General features: G+C 70.5%; 3 protein-coding genes and 1 pseudogene. All 4 read right to left on the reverse strand.

Going from position 1 to position 5,814, the window contains the following annotated elements:
• Nucleotides 1–129 precede the first annotated feature (129 nt).
• Entirely contained in the window at nucleotides 130–699 is a 570-nt protein-coding gene (locus tag AC1D15_RS15535) for an SCO family protein (RefSeq protein WP_477826675.1), read from the reverse strand.
• Nucleotides 696–1,166 (reverse strand): hypothetical protein, encoded by a 471-nt coding sequence (locus AC1D15_RS15540; RefSeq protein ID WP_465113358.1) that lies wholly within the window; start codon nucleotides 1,164–1,166, stop codon nucleotides 696–698. Before AC1D15_RS15540 ends, AC1D15_RS15535 begins: the two co-directional genes overlap by 4 nt.
• A gap of 6 nt (nucleotides 1,167–1,172) precedes the next feature.
• The gene (locus AC1D15_RS15545; protein WP_477826676.1) at nucleotides 1,173–4,760 is read right to left on the reverse strand and encodes a putative Ig domain-containing protein; all 3,588 of its coding nucleotides are present in this window, start codon (nucleotides 4,758–4,760) and stop codon (nucleotides 1,173–1,175) included.
• Nucleotides 4,746–5,814 (reverse strand): annotated as a pseudogene (locus AC1D15_RS15550) (galactose oxidase early set domain-containing protein); the annotation flags it as partial. The pseudogene AC1D15_RS15550 and the gene AC1D15_RS15545, both read right to left, overlap by 15 nt.

Below are 5,814 nucleotides of genomic sequence, written 5' to 3' on the forward strand. Positions count from 1 at the left end.
GGGCCATGAAACCAGCCAGCTCCGGCGCCCCCTCCTTATTGGCGCTCCACAGCCTCCCCACACGCGCCTTCTGCCACCACCCTGCTCCTTCGGATTTGACAAGCGAACAAGTGAGGGTGGATGGCCGGGTCACGCTCGGGCAGCCACCCTCTGCATCAGCTTCACCAACTCCTCAGGCTGCGGCATGTCCTCGGTGCGATAGACCAACCGCGCCTGCCGGTCGAACACGAAGGCCTGCGCGGTGTGGCGATCGGTGCCGGGCGCGCGGCCGCGCAGGAAGTCGAGCAGCAGGTCGACATCCTTCAGCTTCGGCAGCGCCGCCGCCCAGCGCGGCGATTGCGCACCGAACTTCGCGAGCCAGGCCCGCATCGCCGGCAGGTCGTCGCCGAGCGGGTCGATCGACAGCGACAGCAGCCGCAGCCCGGCGTTCTCCTTCGCGAGCCGCGCCTGCGCATCGGCGAACACCGCGCCCTGGATCGGGCAGGTTGCGCTGCAGCCGGTGAACATCAGCTGCACGGCCGTGACCTGTCCGGTGAGCAGCGAGGGCAGCGCCACCGATCTGCCGGCCATGTCCTGCAGAGACAGCGCCGGCGCAGGCAGCGCCGGCTGCACCGGGCCGAAGACGCTGTGGGCCCGCGCCTCGTGCAACAGCAGCGCGCAGGCAGCCGCACCGACAAGCCACTCTCGCCGCGTCGTCATCGCGTCTCTCCTCCATCGATCAGGTAAGCCCACAGCGCCTTGCACTGCGCATCGTCGATCGCATAGCGCGGCATCTGCCGCGGGATCAGCATGATGGCCGGGTCGATGCCGCTGCGCAGCAATCGGCAGAACGCCGCCTCGTCGTAGCGCGACGGTGGGCCGCCCCGCCGCGCGATCGGGCCCAGCAGCCGCTCGCGCGTCAGCAGCGGCGCGAACGAGGCGGCGCCTGAGGCGGCTTGCGCCGCACTGTCGCGCGAATGGCAGTTGGTGCAGCGCGTCGCGATCGGCGGCAGTGGCTGGGCATGGCCGCTGATCGTGCCGGAGAGCGCGACCTCGCCGCGATACAGCTGGCGGCCGAGGTGGGTGACGGGATCGGCGAACGCGACGACCGCACACAGGGCCAAGCCGCCGCCCAGCCACCAGGACTTCGACAGGCTCAGTCCGAACGGTTCGTGTGCGTTCGCCACCGTCCCCTACCGCACCACCACGCTGTACATGCTGTTCCCTCCGGACCCCACCGGCCCCAGGTTCACCGTCCCGGCCGGGAAGCTCTTCGTCCACACGCTGAAACTGCGTGCCGTGCCCGCCTCGTCGGTCGTCATCTTCAGCCCGGTGTTCGACCAGCCCGCCATCCACGAGAACGCGCCGGTGAAGCGGTCGTCGACCGTCACATACACATCCGCCGGCTGGTTCAGCGTGAAGCTCGCCGTCGGGTTGCCCGTGAAGGTCTTCGAATCGTTCGCGGTGCGCAACCAGGGGGAACCCGACAGCACCGCCGGCAACCCGGTGATCGTGAAGGTGCGATCGCCGAACTGCAGCCCGGCCGCCTGCAGGTTGGCCTGCACCGACCAGTCCGCCGCGTTCGCCGTGTCCAGCACCGACAGGCCACCGATCGTCGCCGCGCTGATCGCATCGCTGCTGTCGTCCAGCTGCTGCAGGTAGGCCACCAGCTGCGTGCGCTGCGCCGCCGTCAGGCTGCCGGCCGCGCCGTGCTGGTTGGCCGCGTTGGCGGTCGTCAGCACGTCCAGCAGCGTGGCCGCCGAGCCATCGTGCAGGTACGGCCCTGTCGCCCACGCGCCCTTCAGCGTCGGCGTGTCCAGCCCGGTCAGCGTCTGGCCGAGCCGCTTGCCCGACGATGCCTTGATCGTGCCGACGTTGCGCAGCACGCCGCCGGCACTGTCCGTCACGTCGGTGCCGCCGTGGCAGGCGAGGCAGCCGCCCGCGCCGCGGAACAGCACCTGCCCGGCCAGCGCATCGGCGGTCAGCGTGCCGTTCGCGTTGCGGTACGGGCTCGCATCGCTCGCCTTCAGCGACGCGACGTATGCCGCCAGCGCATCCAGATCGGCGCTGATGCCCGTCTTGCGATCGCCCAGCGGCTGCGAGCGCGTACCGGTGTTGAACTGCGCATCGCTCATCAGCCCGGTGCCGAGCGCGAAGTTGCGGATCTGGCCCTCGAAGTCCTGGATCTCGTCGAAGTTGCCGGTCCAGTGCTGGTTGCCCTGCGCACCGGCATGCCCGCGCAGCGAGATCRTGTTGCGCAAGCCCTCGCCGAGCCCGGTGAAGTCCCAGGTGCGGCCGTCCTGCCCGCCGTCGTTGTGGCACGACGCACAGCTCATGTAGGCATCGCGCGCCAGCCGCGTGTCGGCCGCGTCGTAGAACAGCCTCTTGCCGGTCAGCACATTGGCCGCGAGCTTCTCGGTGCCGACCGCACCGGCGTTCGCGAGCAGCGGCAGGTTCAGCTCGCCGAAGTTCACGAGCCGCGTCAGGTCGTACACGCCGAGCGTGCGGTCCATGAAGTTGTTGACGTACAGCTTCAGCCCGTCGGCCGACACCGCCACCGCCTGCGGCGCACGCCCCACCGGGAAGCGGTAGATCTCGGCCTTCGCGACCGGGTCCACCACCGCCACCTCGCGGCTCGTCTCGAGCGCGACGAACAGGAACGCCCCGGTCGGGTGGAACACCGCGCCGCTGCTGACGCCGGAGTTGTCGTGGTCGATGCGCGCCGCGTAGTCCTCGGCCCAGCCCACCAGGTCGATGCGCGAGCTGATCGCGCGCACCGTGTTCTGGAAGTCCAGGTTGCTGCCGTCGCGCAGCGTGCCGCGCAACAGGTTGTCCTGCTTGGACGGCACCCAGGCGCTCTGGCCGTCCGGCGAGATCACCGCCGGCGCCAGGTAGTTCGGGATGCCGCGGCCCTGCAGCAGGCTGTCGGGCTTGTCGCTGTGCTGCAGCACCACGGTGCGCTCCACCGCCAGCGCGGCCGTCACGACGACCACCTCGCCGCCCTTCTTCACGCCGCCGACGGCCGTCTGCACGCTGGCCGTGCCCTCGCCCGGCAACGCCGGCGAGACGAAGCGCGACACCAGCACGAGGTCGCTCGCCGCCGTCACCGACACATGCCGCGGGTTCGCGCCCACCGCCACGCTGCCGAGCGTCGCACCGGTCGAGGCATTGAGCTTCAGCAACTGGCCGCTGCCCTCGAGCGCGACGTAGGCCGCGCTGCCGTCCGGCGCGAAGGCGAGGCCGAACGGTTGCGAGGCGCGCGGCAGCGCCACCGTCTGCGCGACGGCCAGCGTGCCGGCATTGACGATGCTGATCGTCGCATCGCCCTTGTTGACGACCCACATGCGGCCGTCGGGCGCGCGTGCCACGCTGCGCGGCCGCGTGCCGACCGCGATCTCCGCGACCCGCGCATTCGTGCTGCCGTTGAAGACGCTGACGCTGTCGTTGTCCTGGTTCACCAGCCACACACGCGGCGTCGTCGCRGGCTCCAGCGCGATCGCCGACGACGAGGTCGGGCGCGCCGCGGTGGCCGCCGCATACACGGCCTGCCTGAAGGTGCGCGAGGTGACGACGTTGTTCGCGTCGATCGCCTCCACCGTCACGCTGTACAGGCCCGGCGCCGCGTAGGTGTGGGCGATCGACGTGGCGGTGGAATACGCCGTCTGCGCCGTGCCGTCGCCGAAGGTCCAGCGGTAGCGCGTGCCGGTGCCGCCGTTCGACGCGACGTTGAAGGTCACACTGCTGCCAGAGACCACCGGAGCCACCGCGACCGGGTCGATCACGAAGGCCGCCGCGCTGACGTTCCAGCTGAAGGCTGCACTCGCGGTGCCACCGTGCCCGTCGTTGACGCCGACCGTCACCGCGAAGTTGCCGACGGTGCTCACCGTGCCGCTGATGAGCCCGCTGGTCGCGTTGATCGACAGTCCGTTCGGCAGGCCGGTGGCCGAGTAGGTCAACGCATCGCCATCCGGATCGCCGGCGCTGACGCCGAACGACACCGCCTGGCCGACCAGGTTGTTGCGGTTGGCGATCGGCGCGATGGCCGGTGCGCGGTCGACCGTCACCGTCTTCTCCGAACTGCGGTCCGGGAAGTCGTTGAAGTTGCCGCTCTTCAGCAGCGACCAGTTGACGCCGTCGTTGCCGATGTAGAAGTTCCAGCCGGCGATGATGCCGTTCAACCCGCCCGCCGCCGGGCGCGGCAGGTACTTGAAGCCGCCGATGCCGCGCGCCGTGCCGAGGTTGACGATGAAGCGGTGCGGCAGCGGCGCGTTGCCGCCGGTGTACTTGGTGTGCCAGAAGGTTGCTGCATCGCCATCGATCGCGGCGGCGCCCGAATTCTGGCCGCTCGCCGCCTCCTGGCTGTCGACCTGCACCGCCCAGCCGGTGCGCGGGATCACCGCGCCGGCGCGATCGAGCAGGTTGAACTCGGCCATCGAGGTCCAGGCGTTGCCGCCCTGCTCCGACACCGCCTCCAGCATCACGTACTGCACCGTCGCGCCGAGCACCGGCGTGACGTTCCACGCCAGCATCGTGCTGCTGGCCGCCACGTCGTTGCGCGTGCTCACCGTGACCACGTACTGGCCCACCGTGGTCGGCGTGCCGGTGATGGCGCCGCTGCTCGCATTGATCGCGAGGCCCGGCGGCAGGCCGGTCGCCGACCAGGTCAGCGTGCCGGTCGGCGTGGTGGCGGCCAGCGCCAGGTTCACCGCGCTGCCGCTGATGCTGCTCTGCGTGCCGGGGTTCACGAGCTTCGGCGCGGCATCGCCGCCGATGCGGATCATCTTCGACACCGACGGCGTGCCGGCCGCGTTCATCGCGAACAGCATGTAGTAGCCGGGCAGCAGCACGCCGGGGTTCGACGGCAGCGCCAGCGAATACGCATTGCTGCCGGTGGTGGTGAACTGCAGCGGGATGCGGCGCTGGTCGTTGTTGACGGTGTGCGTGGTCGAGCCGACGCGCACCAGCGAGAACTGCGCGACCGCGGCATTCGTCGTCACCGCGATGTTCGTGCCCTGCGTCGCGCTGGCCGGCGCGGTGCTGATCACCGGGCGCGTCGCGGCCGTGCCGTCGTCGTTCAGCAGGTAGTGCGGCGTCAGGATCTGCGCGTTCGCATGGTTGGTCGAGCAGCTGCCGCACAGGCCGCTGCCGGCCGTCAGCACGCGGGCGTCGGGCAGCAGCAGCGCGATGCTGTGGTAATTGCGCGGCACGCCGATCGGCGGCAGCGGCACGAAGGTCTCGGTGGCCGGATCCCACAGCTCGGGCACCAGGGCCGAGTTGTCATCGGACCACGGGCGGCCGAAGCTGTGGCCGCCGATCACCAGCACCTGCCCGTTCGGCAGCACGACGCCGTTGCTGAAGATGCGCGAGTACGCCATCGGCGCGACCTTGCGCACCGAGACGCCGGCGTTCACGTCGATCACGTAGGCGCGGTTGTTGGCGTTCTGCCCTTCGTAGGCCGGCGCACCGCCGACCTTCAGGATCTTGCCGATGTCGTACATCACCGCGTTGCCGCTCTGGCTGTACGCATCGTCGCCGCGCGTGCCGRCCGGCGTGATGCTGCCGCTGCCCTGGGTGTCGATCCAGTTCATGTTCGCGGCCGGCCCGGCATGCAGCACCTTGCCGTTCGGCGCCGGGAACAGCCACATGTGGTTGTCGGCGCGGAACGCGAAATCGGGGTCGTTGCCGAGCGCCGCATCGACCGGCACGCCGGTCAGGCGCGCCCAGCCGCCGGCGGCCGTCCAGCGCTCCCCGTGCTTGTTGCCGCGCCCGCCGCTCCACGAGCCGCCGAGCGTGAAGACCGAGCCGTCGGCGAGGATGGTGTTGGCGTTGTAGCCG

Source organism: Rhizobacter sp. P2_H2, assembly GCF_056403375.1.